General features: G+C 42.1%; 5 protein-coding genes. All 5 read right to left on the bottom strand.

Annotated elements, in window-relative coordinates:
• Positions 1–4,882: amino acid adenylation domain-containing protein (locus MHI14_RS31070; protein ID WP_341132048.1), on the bottom strand; the 4,882-nt coding region annotated here is incomplete at its 3' end.
• A 14-nt stretch (positions 4,883–4,896) separates the two neighbouring features.
• On the bottom strand, positions 4,897–17,574 hold the full coding sequence (locus MHI14_RS31065) for an amino acid adenylation domain-containing protein (protein WP_341132047.1): 12,678 nt from the start codon (positions 17,572–17,574) through the stop codon (positions 4,897–4,899).
• Between the two features lie 35 nt (positions 17,575–17,609).
• Positions 17,610–19,238 (bottom strand): PEP-utilizing enzyme, encoded by a 1,629-nt coding sequence (locus MHI14_RS31060; RefSeq protein ID WP_341132046.1) that lies wholly within the window; start codon positions 19,236–19,238, stop codon positions 17,610–17,612.
• A 13-nt stretch (positions 19,239–19,251) separates the two neighbouring features.
• On the bottom strand, positions 19,252–20,133 hold the full coding sequence (locus tag MHI14_RS31055; RefSeq protein ID WP_341132045.1) for a PEP/pyruvate-binding domain-containing protein: 882 nt from the start codon (positions 20,131–20,133) through the stop codon (positions 19,252–19,254).
• On the bottom strand, positions 20,130–21,517 hold a 1,388-nt coding region (locus MHI14_RS31050; protein WP_341132044.1), incomplete at its 5' end, for an SDR family oxidoreductase. The genes MHI14_RS31055 and MHI14_RS31050, both read right to left, overlap by 4 nt.

Raw genomic sequence — 21,517 nt, 5'->3', positions numbered from 1 at the left:
CGGCTATTTCCAGCTCACGATAAGACATGACCTGGTCTCCATACAGCAAGGCAGGGTGGCCCGGCGTGCGCTGGGCTTGCTTATTGAACAGATCAGCCAGCGTTTGCTCCGCGAGAGGAAGCAAACGCTGTCCCTGTCCTCTGTTGAAAATCTCTTGAACTTCAACAGAGGACATCATTTTCAATTCGCCAAGAAATAGCCCTGTGTTGTTCACTATGGAAGTCAGTAACTGTATGAAGTGGCTGGCCATGTTTTTAATCGTTTCTTGCTTAAATAACGATGAGGCATATTCCATTTCACACCTAATCGCTCCCTCTTCCTCAGTAACTTGCAGGGTGAGATCAAACTTAGACACTCCACTGTCCATGTTAAGATTCGTCAGTTTCAATTCCCCAAGTGAACTCATATCTGTATTAAAATCGAGCACATTTAGCATTACGCTAAAAAGAGGGTTTCGGCTGAGATCTCGTACAAGTCCGAGTTTATCAACCAGCTTATCCAAAGCATAATTTTGATGTTCAAAGGATCTCAGTGTGTCGTCTTTAATTTCCTCCAAGAAACTTTCAAAAGATTGCTGCATCGCAGGATACGTTCGCATAGGAAGCGTATTTACAAACATGCCTACAACCGAATCAACATCAGGGTGAATTCTTCCAGATACAGGAGTGCCAATAATGATGTCTTCCTGTCCGCTATACTTGGAAAGAAGCACGCTAAAGGCGGCTAACAGAAACATGTAAAGCGTGCATTCTTTTTCTTTTACCAATTGCCGGATTTGTATTGTAAGTTCTGTGCTTATATGGAATGTATGTCTATGTCCATGAAAATCAAATAATAAAGGTCGCTCATAATCCATCGGAAGAGATAGCACAGGCAGGCTCCCTGAAAAGCGTTCTAACCAATACATTTCTTCGCGAAGCATGTCCATGTCCGCAAACCGTTTCTTCTGCCAAACTGCAAAGTCTTTATATTGAATGCGCAATGGCGGGAGATCTTTGCCTTCATAAAAAGCAAGAAAATCTTTCACCAGGATTTCCAAAGATGCGCCGTCCGTAATGATATGGTGCATATCTAGAAGCAAATAATGTTCATTATTGTTGGTTTTTAGAACATGCACTCTTAATAGTGGAGGCTGCTCAAGATTGAATGGAACGATGAACTGCCGCATTTTTTTCTCTAATTGAATTAAATCCACCCGTTCTGTCGTGATGGTAAATGCAGAAGAAGGCGCAATGTACTGCACCGGCTCCTGATTGACAATGCCAAAGGAGGTCCGCAGCGACTCATGCCGATCAATAAGCAAATGAAATGCTTGTTGAAGACGATCCATGTCCAATGTCCCCTCAAGTTTGAAAAATGCAGGCATATTGTATCCATTTCCCGCTGTCTCCAATTGATTAAGAATAAACAGTCTTTGTTGGGAAGCGGATAATGGATAATAAGTAGCTATTGGGCAATTAGGAATAGGAGCAAGACGGTCTTGATCAGATCGAAGTATAAACTCACTGAGTCTTTCCAAGGTAGGCAGTTCAAATATTTTTCTTAGTGAGATACTAACACCAAATACTTGATGGATTCTTGATATTAAAGAAGCCGCCTTCAGTGAGTGGCCACCTAGATCAAAAAAGTTGTCTATGGCTCCAATCCGGTCTTTTTTAAGAATGTCTCGCCAAATGGAAGCGAGTTTAATCTCTGTATCATTACGCGGTTCCACAAAAGCTACGCCGATCTCCATCTGAGTCTCTTGCTGCAATAATGCTGAACGATCGATTTTCCCATTATTCGTGAGAGGGAACGTTGGAACAACGATAAACTTCGCAGGAATCATATAGTTCGGCAATCTAGCTTGGAGGTACTCTTTTATATCGGCAACCGTCAATCGGTCATCGTTTAAGATTAAATAAGCGCATAGAAGGGAGTTGTCCTCTTCTTCTTTGATCTCCATGACAAGCACTTGTTTCACACCTTCATGTTCCGACAAAGCCGTTTCAATCTCGCCCAGTTCAATTCGATAGCCACGGATTTTAACCTGATGATCGATACGACCGAGATATTCCAAGGTGCCATCTGGCAACCAGCGCACAAGGTCCCCGCTCCTATACATACGTTCCCAAGGTATAGAAGGATTGGGTATAAAACGCTCAGCGGTGAGTTCAGGACGATTCAGATAACCTCTCGCAACTCCGGGTCCACTCACATAAAGCTCCCCTGCTATACCATGGGGCAATATATTGCCATCTTTATTAGCTACATACACTGCAAGTGTAGGGAGCGGTTGTCCAATGTTGTTGCTACCTGAAGTCATATCCTTCAGTGTGAGCCTGTGATACGTCACGTGAACGGTCGTCTCTGTAATGCCGTACATGTTTATCAATTGAGTATCAGGCCACTTCAAATGCCACTGTAATAGACGCGAGGCATTTAGCGCCTCTCCTCCAAAAATGACATATCTCAGTGAGGAATAATCCAGACCCGCTTCGCTTGCTTCAATCACTCTATAGAACGAAGCCGGAGTTTGATTTACAACCGTCACCTTTTCACTATGGATCATCTTGGCAAATTCAGTAGGATGCTGAGCTAAGAGCTTAGGCACAATGACGACTCTTCCGCCGTATAACAGAGCCCCAAAAAGCTCCCAGACCGAGAAGTCGAAACAAAATGAGTGAAACATGGTCCATGTGTCGTTCTCACTAAAATCAAAGCGATTGTGATCGTTGAATAACAGGCGTACTACATTACGATGTTCAACCATAACACCTTTGGGCACGCCGGTTGATCCTGACGTATAAATAACATATGCCAAATTATCGGGCGACAGATTTGCAACAGTCAGACGGGAACTGCTCATGTATTGGATTGCATCAAATCCACGCTGGTGTTTTTTCTTCAATAAAAGCGGTAATTTCTTTTTATTCTCCTTCTTAATTGTAATAACAACGTCATAACGAAATTGAGTTAACTCATTGGCAATAGTATGGATCTTCTCCGAGAACTCTATGGATGCAATTTCCTTGAGTTCACACCCCAGCTCTTTAAAAAATTCTTTGGACAAGAAGAGCTCATCGTGAAATTCCGTTTTGGTTCTGGCGTGAGGATGCTGCAGCTTATAATCACGCAAGGACTGTAATAGCTCTTCTTTCTTATCTAAATCCATAATATCTCCCAGGAATAACACACCTTCATTTTTCATGAGAGAGATGGCTTTGCAGATGACACGGCGCAAATAATTGTGACCATGAAAAGCCTGAATTACGCTGTTCATAATGACAATATCAAAATCGTGTTCATGAATATTATCGATCTGATGAGCAGAATAACAATCCAGCTTTATATTATTGATCTCTTGCTCCATAACCAATTGTTTGTTTTTTTGGATAATAGTCTCTGATAAATCCGTCCCATAATATAAGCCAACGTGAGGAGCAAGCCTAAACATACTGATCCCGGAAGCACATCCAATCTCCAGTACTTTTGAGCCACTATGTACCTTCGGCAGGAGTTTTTGCACGATGTTATCGCCATATTCATCCATCTCTTCACGGGAGAGGTTTTCACGAGTATAACTGTTTACCCAAGCGCCTCCTGAGATATCATCTTCTGCTTCGGCACCGATGTGCTCCCACAGCTCTTTACTCATAAGACCGTTCTCATCAGACTCTATTTCTTCAAATACATCCTCGCTATCCAGACATACAAATGCATGTAACGAAGGACAGGACCACAGGAAATGATTCAAGGAAGCAATACAATTCTTCATCGATAGCAAGACAGAGATTCCCGAGTCATTCACCATCGTTTCAATTCGTTCCCGAGGATAATCAGGATCGATTGGGACATAAGCTCCCCCAGCCTTTAATACACCCATGATGGCGATGGGAATCCATTCCGAACGCTCCATCATAATACCCACCAGGAAATCCGGACCTATCGCGTGAGTCCTATAGAGATAGTGAGCCAACTGGTTTGAGCGCTCGTCCAGTTCTCGATAGGTTAGATGTCTGCCCTCAAATGTAACAGCCGAATGGTTCGGAAATAGATCTGCACGGCTCTCAAACAAAGAGACAATGGTTTCGTTATATGGGTACTTCACTTTGGAATTACCAGCCATTTTGAATAAATTTTTCTTCTCTTCTTCATCCATGATTTCCATGTCAGACAATGGGGCTGTCGGATGGTTAAGAGCCCAGTTCAGACCGTTAACCAGGTGCTGAAGCAAACGCTCAACAAATAAATCCTCATAGTCTTCAGACAAGTAATTCGCTTCCAAGATAACTTCCTGCCGATCATCCGTTGCTCGAAGGTGAAATAACAGACGTGTTCGGTCAGGATCAAATGCAGGAGAACCATGAATTGTATCCATAGTAAGAACCGAGCCGAATAAAGGCTCATGGTCTTGTTGTGGATTCCCTAATAAATCGAGTGTCATGGAGAGAGGGAGGGCGTTATGCTCCTCCGCCTCCTCCGCACTTTTTTTAACGGAAATCAACAATTCTTTAAAAGTTTCAATATTGGATAAATCGGTTTGAACGGGGAGCACATCATCCCAATCAACTTCTTCACCATTTATGTTTCCGGATAAAGGCGAGCCCATATAAACCAGAGATTCTCGAGAATATACTGACAGAAGTTTTATGGTTCCTGCAAGTACGATCAAATACTTGGCATAGGATGAGCCACCTCCTACTCGTTCCATCACTTCTTTTAATTCCGAGGAAAATACAATATGCTGCTTCATCTTCTTGGATTTTAAGGTCGCTTGATTATTATGTTGACAAGGGAACGTGGTAACGGTGTAACCAGACTGTAATTTTTTCGTCCAGTAGTCTTTAGGCTTGTCCAGTTTGCCGCTCGATAGAAGAATATTTAATGTAAACTTATCCATTCCTTCACCCCTCACTAGAATCTGAATTCGATGTCCTCGTGCTGCGCCTTGTTTGAAGTTACCGTCATTAGACTCTGAAGTTCAATCTCTTTGATTCTGAGAGAGCTATCTTTGAGTGTAATCTCAATAATTTCAATGAAATCCTGTACCATCCGTTCAACGGTTTCTTTCCGGAACAGATCAGTGCGGTAGTCAAAGATGAAGAGCAGCTCTCCATCCATTTCGATTGCTTCAAGTTTCAAATCGAAAATGCTGGTTTTACGCTCAAGTTCAACTCTAGTGACCTTCAATCCGTGCAACTGAAGATACGGAACTTCATTATTTTGCAGTACAAATACAGTGTCAAAAATCGGATTTCGTCCTTCACGATTTTCCAAATCCAGCTTTTCAACAAGCATTTCAAAAGGATACTCCTGGTTCTCGTAGCTCTGCAGCGCCAGTTCATTTAACGCCTTTACATAGGTATTGAAGCTCTGATTCCAATCAACCTGGCTGCGTATGGGCAACGTATTTACAAACATCCCCATTACATTTTCCAGATCAGGATGCAAACGCCCGGCAATAGGCATGCCTACAACGAGGTCTTGCTGCCCTGCATATTTGGACAATAGAACTTTGTAAACAGACAACAAGTAAACGTACAACGTAATACCTTCTTGCTGTAGGTAGCGATCAATCTCTTCTTTAACCGAAGCTTCGATCCGGAAAGTGGTGTGATCACCGTGAAAGCGCTGAGTATTGCGGCGCGGATAATCGGTTGGGAGACTAAGCTCAGGCCCTCCGTCTTGGAACTGGTTTAACCAATAGCTGGCCTGTGCCTGGAAGGCTTCCGTACGATACTGCCCTCTCTGCCACTCAGAATAATCTTTGTACTGTAAGAGCGGCAATCCCAGTTCCTGTCCTTCATAGAAAGCAGCTAATTCGCCGACCAGCACACCAAATGATGCTCCATCGCCAATAATATGATGCATATCGATTAGAAGCGTATAGCTTTCGGTATTGTGCTCTACTAACATCGCTCTTAATAACGGTCCATGTTCCAAATCAAATGGCTGGATAAATGCATCTGTAATTGACCTCAGTTCTTCCTCGCTGGCTGAAATCACAGGTAGTGTTAGATCGATCTCATCTGAAATCGTTTGAACAGGCATCCCTTTTTCAAATGAGAAGGTCGTACGAAAAACCTCATGCCTAGAAACCATGCTTTGAAGAGCTTTATGAAGCTTGGATACCTCCAGTTTCCCTTCAAGACGTATCACGTTAGGCATGTTGTAACTAGTTCCCACATCATTCAAATGATCGATCAACAACAATCTTTTCTGAGCCGATGAAACAGCATAGGTTGACTGCAAAGGAGCTCTTGGAATCTCATTCAAGCGTCTCTTAGCGGAACTCTCTAATTTCAGCGCAAGTTCTCGGATCGTTGGGCTTGTAAATACATCTCTTAGCTGTATCGATGATGCTCTTAGTTCCTGTTTTATCCGGTAGATTAGGGTTGTCGCCTTTAATGAGTGACCACCCAACTCAAAAAAGTTGCTGTCCAGAACGATGCTCTCAAAAGGTATATTTAAAAGCTCTGCCCACTGACGAGCAAGCCATGTCTCCATATCTGACGTCGGAGCTTCTTTCACCGGCTGGTCATTTGTATACGTCGTATCCATTTCAGCCAATGTTTTGCGATCAATTTTCCCACTGATCGTTAGCGGCATTTCACCCAAAACAATAAATCGGGATGGAATCATATAGCTTGGCAATCTCTGAGAGAGTTTGGAGCGAAGCGTTGAGATTCCGCTTCCCTCACCAAGAACCACAAAGCAGCATAAATAATTTTCTCCACTGCTATCCTTCCTAATAATGACAGCGGCTTCTTTAACTTCGCCCGTCCATACGATCTGAGTCTCAACCTCCGCAAGTTCAATCCTGTAACCACGAACTTTAACCTGATGATCCGTTCTTCCGAGGTACTCAAGCCTTCCATCCGAAGTCAGGCGCCCTAAATCACCTGTTCGGTACAGTACCGGACAATGCTTGTTACCAAAAGGGTTGGCTATAAAGCGTTCACTTGTCTTCTCTGCATCATTGACATATCCACCGCCTACACAGATCCCCCCGATATAGATCTCGCCATGAACACCAATCGGTGCAGGCTGAAGTGCTGTGTTTAAGATGAAAAATTGGCTGTTCGCAATGGGACGTCCCAAGGGTACTTCTCTTTCAGATTTCCAATCTTCTGTTGTTAATCTGTGATACGCGGTCACATCTGTACACTCGGTTGGTCCGTAGGTATTCACTATTTCCGTCCTGTTCTTATCATGCAAGATCCAATCCCTCAAGTATTCCTTGTGGATAGGCTCACCGCCTAAAAACACTTGTGTCAATGAGGTCAAGAGATCATAGTTCCCTCTTTCTGCGACAAGCGGATAAAAAGCTGATGGCGTACAATTAAGCTTAGTAATCCGTTGTTTAGAGACAACTGAAATAATTGCCTCATGATCATAATGACCAGCCGGTAACAGGTACAGCGTCCCTCCGGTTACAAGCGGAGCGTAGATATTTTTTTGAGTTAAATCAAAGCTCGGTGATGTCATAAGGAGCATTCGATCCTCTACATTCATATCAAATTCACGGATGTACCATTGCAGCAAGTTTGCAAATCCCTCGCGGTAAACAGAAGCTCCTTTAGGCACTCCTGTTGAGCCAGAAGTGAAAATAATGTACATTAAGTCACTTATATCTGCTGGGCAATTAGGATTTACATCCGGCAAGTGTTTGCATTGCTGCAGGTATTCATTTGACTGGAGATTTAAGATCTTCCACGCTGGCTCTTTGTATGGAAACGTCGTTTCCGACGCGGTAATAATAATTTTGACGCTAGCCGTCGATGCCATTTGGGCAAGCCGTTCCATTGGAAGGCCAGGATCAAGCGGTACGTATACGCAACCAGCTTTCAATACTGCAAGCATACTGACAATTAGCTCGGGTCTACGATCGATGCTAATACCGATTGGCTCCCCTTTACCTACCCCCAGTCGATGAAGTTGATGTGCAAGCTGGTTGGAGCGCCGGTTTAGTTCCATATAACTTACAATGGAATCTTCCCATACAATGGCAGGGGCCTCAGGGTTAAGTTCAACTTGTTCCTCTATCCATTGATGGATATCTTTCTTTTTAAATGGTGAAGGTTCTCCCCTACCTGCTTTAGATATAAAGTCAAGCTCAGTCTCTCCCACCATCGTTAAGTCAACAATGGCTGTGGAAGGATTGCTTGTTATCGCATTGATAAGGCGACCAAAGTGATCAGCCATACGCTCAATGGTTTGTGGGTTAAAGAGTTTCTTGGAATATTCAAATTCAAAACGTATTCCCTCGTCTTCTTCGATGGCAAAGAGACTTAAATCAAATTTTGAAATTTTGTGCGCTAGTTCATATCTTTTTATCTCCAACCCTTTCATAGCAACGGGTTCAAAACGAATATTTTGCATAGCAAAGAATACGTCAAACAATGGATTTCTTGACAAGTCACGCGGAACCTGAATCAGATCTACCAGATCTTCAAAAGGGTAATCTTGATGCTCAAATGAATTCAGAACATGTTCCTTTACTTCAAGCAAATACCTGATAAATGATTTGCTTTCTTGTGGGAAGGTGCGGATAGCCAATGTATTAACAAACATTCCGACCAGCTTTTCTAATTCAACCTGTGTTCTTCCCGCAGTAGGCGTTCCGACGACAATGTCCTCTTGGCTAGCGTATTTTGAAAGAAGTACATTGAAACACGCCAATAGCAACATATACAGCGTTGTTTCCGTTTTTTGAGTGAGCTTAATTAAAGCTGCTTTTTGAGTGGAATTAAGTCTTGTTACCACCATGTCCCCCTCATAAGTTTGGATAACTTCCCTCTTATGATCTGTCGGCAGTTGCAAAACTGGCAATTCGCCAGCAAAGGAATTCAGCCAAAATGATTGCTGTTCCGCTCTAGCCTGGTTTTTGCCTTTCCAAACAGCATAGTCCTTATAATGGATATCCGGCTGCGAAATCGGTTTGCCATTATAGAATCCCATTAAATCCTGAAGTATAAGATTCACGGAAGCACCGTCTGCGGCGATATGATGGACATCCATCAATAAAATGTGATGGTTGCTACCCTTGTTTAAAAGGGTAAACCGGATAAGCGGTGTCTGACTGAGATCGAATGGACATACAAATTGATCAATATCGTAAGTCGCAGAACTTAAATCATGAAACTCTATCGAACTTCTCACATTAGCATGAATAACTTGAACAGGTTCACCATTCTTCATGTGATACGAGGTACGCAATGACTCATGCCGTTCAATGAGGCGCTGTACCGCGTCTGCTAAAAGACTGGTGTCAAGCAAGCCGTGTATTTCAAGTCCGCCCGGCACATTATATTGTGTAGATTCCGGCTCTAGCTGATGCAAAAGGTAAAGACGCTTTTGTGCTGACGTTAAAGGATAAGTGTCACTAGGTTCAGCACATTCAATGACTACCGGCACACTGCTGGCCATTCTGCGGATTAATGCTGCCTGCTCGCGAACAGTCGTATGAATAAAAAGATCTTTAAGCGGAATGCTCACATGAAATACCTGACTTATATGACTGGACAAGGACGTTGCAAGGAGCGAATGTCCTCCTAGAGTGAAGAAATTAGTTGAAACATTGATCCGCTCCATCCCCAAAAGTGATTTCCATATATCTGCAAGCCGTTCTTCCAACTCGTCAGCAGGAGTGTCACCAGAATCCATTTCATGCTCTATTAAAGGTTCAGGCAGCTTGGCCCGATCTATTTTTCCATTTACAGTAAGTGGCATGGCATCTACTTGTACAAATCTGGACGGAACCATGTAATGAGGAAGCATGAGAGAAAGCTTAGCATGCAACTCAGCACTTGAAATATAACGGGAGGCAACAAAATAAGCTGCCAGATACTTTTCATCCTGTATTGTTGACCTGTCCATAACCAAAACATTTTGGATATCTTCTATCTCCATCAGCTGGTTTTCTATTTCACCAATCTCTATCCTAAAGCCCCGGATTTTAACCTGATGGTCGTTTCTGCCAATATACTCAATCGACCCGTCGTGCAGCCATTTTGCCAAGTCTCCAGTACGATACATTCGCATTCCTGGTTCGAATGGATCTTCAATAAACCGTTCTTGCGTTAAATCCACTCGATTCAGATACCCTCTTGCCACTCCGGCGCCGCTAACGTACATCTCACCTACCACTCCAATAGGAGATGGCTTACCGTGCTTGTCAAAAATATAAACTTTTAGTGTCGGGAGCGGAACACCTATATTGGAAAGAGTTTCTTCCAAATCAGCAGGACTCAGTTCCTTGTAAGTGACATGTACCGTAGTTTCTGTTATGCCATACATATTAATCAGCTTAATGTCCGGATACTTTTGCTTCCACTCCTTTAGTATTTTTGGCTTCAGCGCCTCTCCACCAAAGATTATTGTCCGAACATTAAGATCACATGCCGGTTCGATGCTTTCCCGTTGCATAAGATAATAGAAAGCACTTGGAGTCTGGTTAAGTATCGTAACCTTTTCACTTTGTAATAGCTTTAAAAAACGATGCGAATCTCTGGCGATTTCTTTCGGAACGACAATTAACTTGCCGCCAAAAAGCAGTGCTCCGTATATTTCCCAAACTGAAAAATCAAAACAGTAGGAGTGGAACATGGTCCATATATCCTGAGCATTAAAATCAAACAAACGAGAATCATTCTTCATCAAACTTACAACCTGCCGATGCTCTACCAGGACCCCTTTAGGTTTTCCGGTAGAACCTGAGGTATAGATCACATAGGCTAAATGATGAGCGGCACGTTTAACGTCAGGCCCCTGGGCTTGTTCCTGATGGGTTGATTCTTTCTTCAAGTCTACAATGGCACCTTTAAACTTGACGCCTTCTCTAAGGCTACCTGAAGTGATAAGTAACCTGGAACCACTATCATCCAGCGTGTATTGAATTCGGTCGACAGGATAATCGGGATCAACAGGGACATATGCTCCACCAGCTTTAATTACAGCCAACATACTCACAATCATATCCAACGAACGATCCAGCAGGATAACAGCTAATTGGTCAGGTCCCAAACCATACTCACAGAGTGTGGATGCCAAGCGATTAGCCAGGCCGTCCAAACGGGCGTATGTTAGGCTTTCTCCTTCATAAACTACGGCTGTTTTGTCAGGGAAAGCTTTTGCCGTTTGCTCAAAGATCTCAGTTATAGTTACATTTTTAGGAAAAGCAGCTTTTGTTCTATTAAAATTGTTTAATATCAGTTGTTCCTGCTCGGCTGTGAACAAACTGAATACGTTCAACGATTTCTCCGGAGCATGAACAACTTGTTTAACTAAGGAAGTAAACTGATCCACGAAGTTGCAAATGCTCTCCCTTCTAAAGAGAGAACTACTGTACTCGAAATCAAAGCGAAGTCCATTGCGCTGTTCCATGGCTGTTAGCATCAAATCAAATTTTACTGACCCCGTATCAAGTAGATCCAAACTTACCGAGCAGTTAGGGATTCCTTTATTACCCATATCCATATTCTGCAAAATAAACATTGTGTCAAAGATAGGATTCGATTCGTGGCCTCTAATCCCGGTTGGCAGCTTGTTCACCAGCTCTTCGAATGGATAGTCTTGATTTGCGTACATGTTTAACACCTGAGTTCGTACTTCAGCAAGATGATCCATAAAAGTGCATTCAGGCTTTATGATTTGGCGTATTACAACTGTGTTGACAAACATGCCAATTAAAGGTTCAATCTCTGAACGGCTTCTGCCGGATACGAGCGATCCAACTAAAATATCTTCCTGACTGGTTAGTTTGGATAAAAACAGTTGATAGCATGCAAGAAGAATCATATATAAGGTGGAATTACTTCCGGATGCCAGATGATAAAGACGATCAGTAAGTTCCTTATCAAAATGGAATACAACCCGTCCACCTTCCATTTCGTTGTCCATCCGTCTTGGGTAGTCCATCGGAAGATGGAGTACAGGTAACTCGCCGGCAAGATGCTGAAGCCAGTATTGTTCATCTTCTGATTTCTGTATGTTGTTTTGAGACGATTCCTCTAATTGCCAAGCTGAATAATCTTTATATGTGATCGATAAACCTGGTAGAGGTTCATCATTGTACATTTCAAAAAATTCTCTCAATAAAATCCCTGCAGATGTTCCATCTGAAACGATGTGATGTTGATCTATAAGAAGGACATGGCTCGATTCTGATTGTGACAGCAGCGCTGCCCGTAGAAGTGGAGCCTTGCTTAGATCAAAAGGCTGCACAAAATCTTTAATAAATCGATCCAGCATTTCTTCACTCACTTCTAAGACTTGCATTTCACCGTTTATTTCAGGACTAATGACTTGAACCAATTCGCCATTTTTCCACTGAAAAGAAGTTTGAAATGCCTCATGCCTTTGGATCAATTGACGAAACACTTTTTTGCAGCGTTCATGATCCAGTTGTCCCTCAATTCTCAACATTACAGGCATATTATAGGAGGTCTTATTGACATCCCGCTGATTCAAAATGTATAGACGCTTCTGAGCCGATGAAGCATGATAAAAAGGTTGTAAAACAACAGGGTTAATATGATCTCTTACAGTTGTAGACTCTGCTTGTATTAGGCTGACAAGATCACTAAGTACTGGATGATTAAAGATATCCATTATGGAAATTTTGATTTCGAAATCCGAGTTAAGCCGGGAAACCAAACGAGCAGCGTGCAGTGAGTGGCCGCCAAGCTCAAAAAAATGATCATTTGGACGTACTTCTTCCAATTTAATTATCTCTGCAACCATGCCACATAAGCGGGACACTGTATCACTTTGTAAGCTGAAACCATCTTGAATACGGATCGGCTTACGACCAATGGACTGTTGAATAAGGGCGTTCCGAGATATTTTTCCATTCGGCGTCATTGGCATTTCTGATAACTGAGTCAGGTAAGTTGGGATCATGTAGTTAGGCAAGCTTTTCCTAAGCTCACTGCGAATTAATTGTGGGTCCAATGACGGTTCAGACGATGTATAAAAGCCTGCTAAATAACCATCTCCATTTTCATCTGTACTGTGTATAACAGCTACATCTTTTACCCCTAAGCAAAGGCTCAGCTTCTGCTCAATCTCGTTTAACTCAACACGATAACCGCGCACCTTAACTTGTGAATCATTGCGACCAAGACACTCCAATTTCCCGTCATATCCTAAACGTCCCAAATCTCCTGTTCGATAGAGCAATCCTTTTTGGCTCCATAAACTTGGAACAAAGCGCTCCTCAGTGAGTTGTGTCCGGTTGAAATACCCTGAAGCTACTCCGTCCCCACCAATGTATATTTCCCCGATTACACCTACAGGGACCGGATTCCCATCAAGGTCCATCACAAAAATTTCAGTATTAGCTATTGGTCTGCCAATTCGTATGGCTTCATCTTCATGGATTTCTTGATATGAAGACCATATTGTCGTTTCGGTTGGGCCATACATATTTAGTAACCGTGCATTCGTAATTTGTTTGATTTTTTTAACTAGTGACAATGGCAGACCTTCACCACCCACCATTATCGTTTTCAGGGATTTTAAGAAATCATGTGAGTTGCTGTCTTCCATTAGCATGCCAAGTCTTGAAGGCGTCGTTTGAAATAGAGTAACATCATGAACCATATATCTATTAAAGTGATCTCTTACTTCCTCAGGCTTAATTAATACAGTCAAACCTTTAGAAAGCGTCCATAGCAATTCAACAATAGAGATATCAAAAGAGAAAGTCGTAACAGCCAACATTACATCTTGATGTCCCGGTTTGAGGATTCCATCCATTGCCGCAAAGAAATTAGCTAGATTATCGTGAGTAATCATGACCCCTTTGGGATTTCCCGTTGAACCCGAAGTGTACATAACATAGCACAATTCAGAGGGTTGAATACGGATTGGTTCTTCAGATTTAAGCGACTTAAATACCGACAAAGTATCCTCTACCATAAGTTTCTCGCCTTGATAGTCAATAGAGTTCGCTGATCCGTCATGAAGAAGAACACGGGCGCCAGAGTCTGATAAGATATAGGATACACGTTCGGAAGGAAATTCAGGGTCTACCGGGACATAGGCTGCTCCAGCAAGAATAACAGCCAACATGGCAACTACCATTTCAGGGGATCGACGCATCATTATTGCAGTAACGTCACCTGATTGAATACCTCTTTTGTTTAATATAGTAGCCAGCCCTAGGCTCTTCTCCCATACATCTTGATATGTCCATGTATTGTTCTCAAAAATTAGTGCCGGTTTATTCGGAGAGGCTTCCCATGACTTTCTTACAGATTCAACAATCGTAGGGTTAACGATTTCCTTCTCTGTCCTATTTATAGATGAAATGCATTCCAAATCCTTCTGCGGCAAGATACTGATCTCCGATAGAGACACTGAACTATCAGTCACTGCTTGGACGATGACTTTCTCAAAGCTTCTTACCATTCGTTCAATGGTTTCTCTATTAAATAGATGTGACGCATATTCAAAATCTGCGACTAGTCCCCCGTCTTGTTCTGTAATTGTCAGTGTTAAGTCAAATTTTGAATAATTACTATCATAGAAGGCTGTTTCATACCCTAGTTCACGTGCTTTGCTTGGAAAAATCTCATAGTTATGCATAACCATCATCGTGTTGATTAGAGGATTACGAGTCGGATCATACTGAATATCCAATTGTTCAACTAATCTATCAAAAGGGTAGTCCACATGCTTAAGAGCACCGATCATTTTCGATCGGACATGATTTATAAATTCCTTAAACGTCAGACTTCCGTCAGGCTTAGTTCGCAAAGCCAGTGTATTAATAAACATTCCGATAAGTGGCTCAACACTTTGATGCTGCCGATCCGAAGCCAAGATTCCACTGATGATATCCCGTTGATTAGACCATTTAGCCAACATAACATGATAGGCGGCTAAAATAACCATAAATAAACTTGAATTGGTTTGTATAGCAAGTTTGTCAAGACCTTCAAAGAGTTCCGGGGTTATAAAGGTTCTATAATGCTCCCCTTTAAACCGATACTCCATTGTTCGAGGGTAATCTTCGGGAAGTCTCAACGTGGGGAGATCTCCCGCAAACTCATTCAACCAGTATTCTTCCTTACTTGTAATCAGCTTACTGTCTTGAAGACATTTTTGTTGCCATTGGGAGTAGTCTTTATACTGAATGGTTAAAGGTTGAATGGGTTGCCCTTTGTAAATTTCAATTAACTCCTGAATGAATATTGATATAGAAGGACCATCGGAAATCAAATGATGCTGGTCAAATACCGCAATAGACTTTGACTCTGCATGGATTAGAAGTGTTCTCATTAGAGAAGATTGTGACAGGTCAAAAGGGCGAACAAAACGGGATATGATCCCAGCCCACTCTTCCTCTTCGGCAAATACCTCCTCCAAATCTATAAAAGCCGTAGGGTTTATTCGTTGAATCAAATCTTCTTGTTCCCATTCAAATGAAGTCCGTAGTGACTCCTGCTTCATTAATAAAAGCTCCAAAGCATTATGTAATCGCTGACGGTCCCACTGCCCTGATGAAGAAATCGAAAAAGTTAGATGGTATGCCAATTCCGCCCCAGGATTTTGACATGACAAATAGACCCGCTTTTGAGCTGAAGAAGCCAAACAAACATCGGTCGGGCTAGCCGTCAATGTATGAAGCTGACCAGGATTTTCCTGATCCAAAGCTGCAGCTACCTTTCGAATGCTTGAGTGTACAAACAAATCTGAAATGTTCCAATCCACCTGAAACTCTTTGTTCAAGCTATTGACTATCCTTGCCGCCTTTAATGAGTTGCCACCCGACACCCAAAAACTATCACATATCCCCACCGGTCTTTCCATAACCTCTGTCCACAATGTACATACTTTTTCTTCGGTGGAAGTTGAAAACTGTTCCGTGGGTTGGCTGGATTGAAGTGTAGAAATTTGATTTTCAATATAGCTAAACTTTTCATCCCATTCTCCAGCTTCAAATTCTGCTGCCAATTTAAAACGTTGGATTTTCCCGCTTGTTGTTTTTGGGATTTTACGTATTGGTAGAACTCCATATACCTCAAGGCCCATTTTTTGGCTAAGTCGTTCTTTCACATCAAAAGCAATATTGACAAAGTTCTCAATTTTCCCTTTGTGAATTACGAACAATACAATTTTCTCGTTGAAGTTATCATTCGTCCTTACTGCGCAGGCAGCAACCTGATTTAAGCCAATACCATGTACGCCTTCAGTAACTCGTTCTAAGTCATGAGGATAAATATTTTGCCCGTTAACAAAAATAATATCTTTTGCTCTGCCAGTAACTACAAGCTGGCCATTATTTTTAAATCCCAAATCGCCTGTAATCATCCATCCGTCTTTCGTTTTAGCTTTTTTGGTCGCCTCTGAATTGTTATAATAGCCAGCAGTTACGTTTCTCCCCGAGATTTGGATATGTCCGACATAGCCATCACGCAGCTCTCTGTCATTTTCATCGCAAATTCGAATATAACAATCTTGTATTGCTGTCCCCGTCTCTACAAAATCAATACCGTTCTTGTCCCCCCTCTCAAGTTTTTGAACTTGCTCTCCTACTTGAAGTTGCCTGCGGTCTACTGTCAAAGGCACAAAGAGCTCACCTACTTCAGGAAAGGAGGCACCGACTGTAGCTTCGGCCAAGCCGTAAACGGTAAACATGGATGTTTCCCTTAAGTGATAAGGCTTCATTTTTTCCAAGAATCTCTCGCACAGGCTTGGCGAGATAGGTTCTGCGCCGTTGGCTATCAGTCGTACGGCCGACAGATCCAGATCTTTCGCAGCCTCTTCCTTGAAGAGAGTTAAAACATACTGATAGCCAAAATTCGGTGAGGATAAAATGGTTGCTTTGTATTGCTGCGCTTTAAGCAACCACAACATAGGTCTATATATAAATAGCGATGTTGGCATTATAATTTGTTCGATATTTGCAGTAAGGGGCATAATATGACATGCAATAAGGCCCATGTCATGCGTAAGCGGCATCCAGCTTAAATAAGCATCGCCTTCAATAACCTTAAACCCCTTGGCAATTGCATTCACATTAGCTATCAAATTGTCATGTGTAAGTGTTACTCCCTTGGGATCACCAGTAGATCCAGAGGAAAATTGGATAAAGGCAATATCTTCGGGTGAAGCATCATGAACGATCCCTTGTTCTCCACTAAAACCGATTTCATTAACGATTACGGCCCTTTCTTCAATACCGTTTAAAAGAATCGCATTTTCTGCCAGAAATTTTTTCAATCCTGTAAAAGGTTTTTCCTCCGTTAACAATCTTGGCTTGTTGAGAATTCCCCAGATATGAATCAGTTTAGAACGGTGCTCATCATTACTGCCGACCGATACAGGAACGGGAATGAAGCCCCCAAGAAGACAACCCCAAAACATCTCTAAAAATCTTTTATTGTCATCAATCTGAAAAATAACTTCCTCGCCAGGTTTAAATCCTTTACGTTGAAAATCTCCTAAGACACGAAGCGCACGATCCAATAAAACGGAATAGCTTACATGATACTCATTGCTACCGTTTTCGATGAAAGCAACTCCTTTGCTGGAAGCTCTTCGATCCAGAATCATTTCGCTTAAGGTACGATAGTTACTCACAGTGCTCCCCCCTATACTGTCTGACTCGTCTGAATTTATAAATCGAAATATACAACGCCTTTATTCCCATCAACGATGACTGTGTCTCCATCTTTTAACATGGAAGTGGCCACTTTGGTGCCTAAGACAGCGGGTAATTCATATTCTCTTGCAATAATGCCCGCGTGCGACAGAATTCCTCCGCTATCGGTGATTAGTGCCCCTATTTTTGAAAACAGAACAGTCCATGCTGGGGCTGTTGACTTGCATACCAGAACTTCACCGGAATTGATATTGTTAAAATCGGACTGAGAATTTACAATACGCACGTTTCCTTTGTATATTCCTCGGCTGGCGCCATACCCTTTGAAGGTTTTCATCTCCATGCTGACAGGTTCTTGGGGAAAACCAAATATTCGCTCAAGTTCTCGATCCGCTCTAACCTCATTGATAACTCCCAAAAACGGGATAGGAGGCATTTGGCGCAAATCTTCTAATTCTCTCTTCCTCGCCTTCAGCTGCTCGGCAACATTTTTCGGTTGCTGTAATAAATCTCTGACCTCATACAGATACAAATAAAAAATATCCTGGTTGTCTTGAAGTATGTCTAGCTCCACCAACAAATTTCCGACTTGAAGCAAGAAAATTCTGGAGCATGCCGGCAGCATGGCATCGATATAAAAATGGTGATCTTCTTCAATCCTCCATACCTTGATTGCTTGCTCCCAAATTTGAATGAAATCCTCACGGAGGCAAGAATCTTCAATCTGGCCTAATGTTTCTTTCAGAAGCGCCTCTCTTTTTTTAATGACATTCTCGAAATGAGAGTCAAAATCATATGAAGATTGTTGAAGTGATTGAACAAGAGCAAGTACAAAATCTATGTCTTCTTTCCATGTTTTTTCTAAAAATTCATGGGAATCCGTAGAACGATAACCGTATACCGCTAAAAATCTTTTGATTTGCTCCAAAAACATGAGACCTATATCGCTTGTCGCCAAAACGGACTTTAATTGATGTGACGGAAGTTTTTTAAAGTGTGTGGATAGTTCGTGTTGCTCTGATATAGAACGAGCCAACATCCATAACTCTCTATCGGTTTCAAGTGATTTATTCATCGTGCCAAGCAACAGCGAGTATACACTCACCGGATCACCTTGAAGACCAGCGCCTTTGTAGGCATCTTCTAGTAACCAGCCGGCAGACTGCTTAGGGAGTAACACCTCATAATGAATCCGCCAGGCTAAATAAAAGAAATCTTCCATTTCCTGCAATCTTTCTGCAGCTTGCTTTATTGTCATCTTTTCTTCAGCCCATGCATCAAGTTTTGCATAAAAAGGCATAAGTGTGTCCGCAACATGATGTTTAAATGTAGTCAACAGATTGGGAATTTCCGCGCGCACTTTTATGAAATGTTCATTTTGCCTGATGCTAAGATCTGTTTCATGTAATTCTATTGATTGGTAGTAGTATCCGTTCCATAGTCTGGTTCTGATTCTTTTAGTATTCATGCTCCACTTTTCAAATGCACTCTCCATTCCTTTCTCCATTGCTGGAAGTAGGAACGAGGCAAATAACGGGCTAAGTGGCTTAGGAAACTGGACATCGTTTTGTACCCAGAATGCAGATTCCATTTCTTGATCCTGCAACAGAATGTCATGTTTATCATCTACTGATGTATTCATTGCTAGCCCCCGTTTATACAGTTATTGGCCTTGCCTGAAGAATAAAAAGATTGTTGTTGTCCAAGGCGAACTCGACATCAACGGGATACTGCTGCTCATGTTCTATTCGCAAGGCAAGCTGAGAAATCTGGAGAGCTTCACTGTCAGACAAGCAATAACTGGAGCGTTCCTGATCAGAAGTCAGTACCCATTGCTCAGTATTTCCTAACCATTGAAGCTTGCTCTCCTTCTCCCCCAGTTCCTTAGTAATCAATTGTTTTCGGGAACGAGATATGACATACAAATCGGGAGTGACACACCCTGATACTACGGCCTCTCCAATTCCAATACTTGCATTAATCATGACTTCCTCTTCATCTCCGTTGACAGGGTTGCGAGTAAATACAACTCCTGCGGCACGGGGATGAATCATCTGCTGTACGAGTATAGCCATGGCAAGTCTTTGCTGATAATCTAATCTTTTGTTATCCATATATTCTAAAACCTGTTCATTGACAGCTGATAACCAGCATTTTTTTATACTGTCTAGCAGTTGTTCAAATGTCTTAACCTCCAGAACTGTAATATATTGGCCTGCAAAAGATGCCTCAGACAAATCTTCCATATTGCCAGAGGATCGAACAGCGACAGAACCACCCTCCGAATGTTCAAGAAGCTGCAGATATTCAAACTTTAAATCCTGCACAAATTGATTGGGAAACGATATATCCTCTTCCTGAATCTTTGAGCCCGATGATGCATAAGGCTCCATAATTGCCAAGTGAGCATCAGTCGTAATGATAAATCCATTGGGTACATTAAAGCCTTTATTTAGCAAACAGGAGAGATGATATGATTTGGTGCCAACTATAGATACTCCCCATTGGTTGGCTTTTTGTAAACTTACAATACTCATTTGTTGCTCATCTCCTTATTCAGGTGCGGCCGCTTATCACGATTCGATAAAAATCCCGTTTGGGTCATATACGATACAATTTTCGAAATATAGTCGATGTTAATGTCAGGCCACTCAACTCCAAGCCTGGACAAGACTTCTAACGTGTACCGATTGTCTTGAAGAACTGGATTTTCGCTTTCGGCGTCATGATCTGCCCTGTCTCCAACAATACCCATGAGAAGCTCCTGTCCCTCCGCGGTTAGAGATAGCTGTGCCAGGTGATTAGAGAAATGCTCACTCTCCATCTCTTGAATAGAATGATTTAAATGTCCTAGCATTTCCGCAACGTTTCTAACCGTTAAGTTGTAAGGATGGTAAAGGTGATAGATCCCTCCTCCGGATTCTAAGTGAAGGCTGACTAGTTTTAATAGGGACGTTACGCAACAATCGACTGGAGTGAATTCAACTTGTGTGTCCATTAGAGCAGTAGATACTGCTCCTATTTCGATAAAAGATTTGAGTCGGGCATAAAATCGGTTCTCTTCAATATTGGGCTGAAATACGCCATCACTATATCTCCCTGTCAGGTTGCCGATTCGATAAATAGAGACGTTATGTCCTTGATTCATGGCAAGAAGGACCAATCGCTCCGCTTCAAACTTACTTTTTACGTAAACTTTGTCCTCTAGGAGTTGCCCAATGTCATAGCATTCTTCCGTAAACATCGTACTGGCTTGACTGGTTCGACCTCCAGAAACACTCATCGTGGAAATGTAGTGGAATGGAATGTTGTGAGCCTGAGCGTATTGAAGAAGATTATCTGTGCTTTTCACATTTATAAGATAAAATTGCTCATAGTCACCATAATGCTTTACTAACGCTGCTGCGTGAATTATTCCGTCAAATATCGGAAATTCAAACTGCTTCAACCATTGCATGTTCTCAATATCACCTGGAATCAAGTGCAGCCTCACGCCAATTTTTCGTTTGTATTTGTATGAAAGCTCTCCAAAGTAATGATCAAACCTGGCTTCAAGACGCTCAATGCATTCATGAATCGACTCCCCGCGCAGGAGACAGTACACCTGAACTTCTTCATCATCAAGCAAATCTTTGGCTATGTGTGCTCCAAGAAAGCCTGTCACTCCTGTCAGTAGCACCTTACCACGTTTTCTAGATGTGGAATCAAAATTCAAGTTTGGCTTTTTTGGAGGCCGCACCACCGTTCTTTCCATTGTTGATGTTTGCTCCTGTCTTATAGGACCCTGATCAATTTGTTGTGATAAAGCCGCAATGGTTTTATGGGAATAGAAATCTTTAATTCCTATATTCCATGATTGGGAGGCAGTTCGTGCTAAAAATCTCAAAATAGATAGTGAATGACCTCCAAGGTCGAAGAAGC

Source organism: Paenibacillus sp. FSL K6-2393, assembly GCF_038002545.1.
Taxonomy (GTDB): domain Bacteria; phylum Bacillota; class Bacilli; order Paenibacillales; family Paenibacillaceae; genus Paenibacillus.
Note: the sequence above shows the minus strand (reverse complement) of the source record. Positions and strands in the feature narration are given on the sequence as shown.